Here is a 1,915-nt window from a genome sequence, read left to right as displayed (position 1 = left end):
GTTCTGGAATGGTGATAATAGCTTCATTATTTATAACTGAATCAGGTGATATGATAACAGTCCCAAAATGCACTGACATATTTTGATGAAAACCACGTCCTTTTAACGTAATAATATCACCTATGTTATATCTTGCGCTTGGTAGTTCAGTGACAATAGGTGTTAAGGAAGACGACACCCTAAAATACTTGGAGTTGCTCTTATTGTCACCATTTGCAATAAAGTACTCATACTCTTTTTCGTCATCAATATCCTCTGGTAAATACATAAAAAAACCATCATCATCAAAATCTGAAATTTCGATGTTATACGTTATATTTCCATTGTTTATGATTAAGTATGAGTTTGAGCGAGGTATAGCTTGTCCTTGAATGAATACTTTTGATCCTGGAAAAGCTCTATCGGTTAAGTTTAATCCTAAAGGATCACTATACCTCAAAGCAAAAACTTGAAAATTATCATCGATACTTAATTTAGTTAACCTATCGCTATCATTGATATCAAGTAATCTATCTGAGTCATCATCTAAATCGACAAAATCAGCAATACCATCACGATCCGTGTCTATTGGTTTAAATAGATTACCGGCCTCAATATTATCTTCGATTGAATTCCCATCAGAATCAATATCAACGAATGCGCCTAAACCATCATTATCTGCATCATCAATACCTTCAAATTCATCACTTAAGCCATCACCATCGGAATCAGAGTCGAGCCAATTGGGTATATTATCACCATCTACATCAAGATCTATTTTTCTCAACTTTTTCACATAAAACTCATTGCCATCATGAATATTGTCGCCATCAGTATCTGGATGGTCACTATTTATTCCTAAAGCATTTTCTGTTGCCATAGATAAACCATCAAAATCAGTATCATTGAAAGCTTTTAATATATAACGGGCACTAGGGTCACCTTTTAAATTTATTTCGGCTATAGCAATATAATAAGTACCTGGTGAAGTGAACATAATTGATGAAATAGCTTCAACCTGTCCGAGAGGCTCAGAGTTATTTTTAATTTCAAAAATAACAATACCATTGCGATCCAAAATACTCATGGTAGAGATAAAGCTGAGGTTTTCCATTAAAAGCAAAAATGTAATTGGAATATTTGCTTCTACTATCTCTTTAGTTACTTGAAACTTGTATACATCACCATCACCATTCTCTTCAATTACACCTTCTACTTTAAAAGGTATATTAGATGAGATCTCGGTGGCGACACTGGGATTATCGTTGAAAGAGCTTTCGGTAGTAGTAGAGTAACTTGAGCGACTCGCATCAAACGGATAGTCATCTTGCTCATCGAGCACGCCATCACCATCTTCATCCTTGTTTTCCCAGGTACCAATAAGCCTACCTAGATCGGATTGAACCACTTGATTTGGTGAAACAACTGCCTCTATAGAATCAATTGCAGTAATAGGAGTTTCCGGTTGCTGCACACCCTCAGCTAAATCACGATTACAACCACTCATACCTACGCTAGCAGCTAACAACATTGTTAACCAAAGTACATTATATTTCATTGCCTATATCCCTATATCAATCCATTTATGCAAGCAAACACATTAGCGTCACTGACCTGCTGAATATTAAAAATCTATCAATTTATATGTATGACTATGCTAATTTTATCTAGCACCAATATCGTCTAGGTTTACCGGATAATTAAACTTAATAAATAAGTAAAGCAAACTTGAATATGGGAAAACCCAGCTATTAAGGATGTAAACTTGGCCATCGGTTAACTTAATTTCAATAGAGTCGATCTGATTCTGTCGAAATGAGTAGTCATTTCTCGATGAGTAATATTGATACCATTTAACGTCTATTTGGCTTATTTGACTACTAGATAATGTAATTGGATTTAAAAATGGCGGTGTATGCCCCAATGTTTTTTGAAC

1 protein-coding gene and 1 pseudogene are annotated in these 1,915 nt (G+C 34.9%); both read right to left on the bottom strand.

Features of this window, described 5'->3' with window-relative positions:
- Positions 1-1,537 (bottom strand): annotated as a pseudogene (locus tag H5202_RS21585) (hypothetical protein); the annotation flags it as partial.
- A gap of 105 nt (positions 1,538-1,642) precedes the next feature.
- Positions 1,643-1,915, bottom strand: a 273-nt coding sequence (locus H5202_RS24075; protein ID WP_220493966.1) for a hypothetical protein, incomplete at its 5' end; no start/stop codon positions are given.

It is taken from the genome of Shewanella sp. SG41-4 (assembly GCF_014164505.1).
Taxonomy (GTDB): domain Bacteria; phylum Pseudomonadota; class Gammaproteobacteria; order Enterobacterales; family Shewanellaceae; genus Shewanella.
This window is presented reverse-complemented; position numbering and strand designations above follow the sequence as displayed.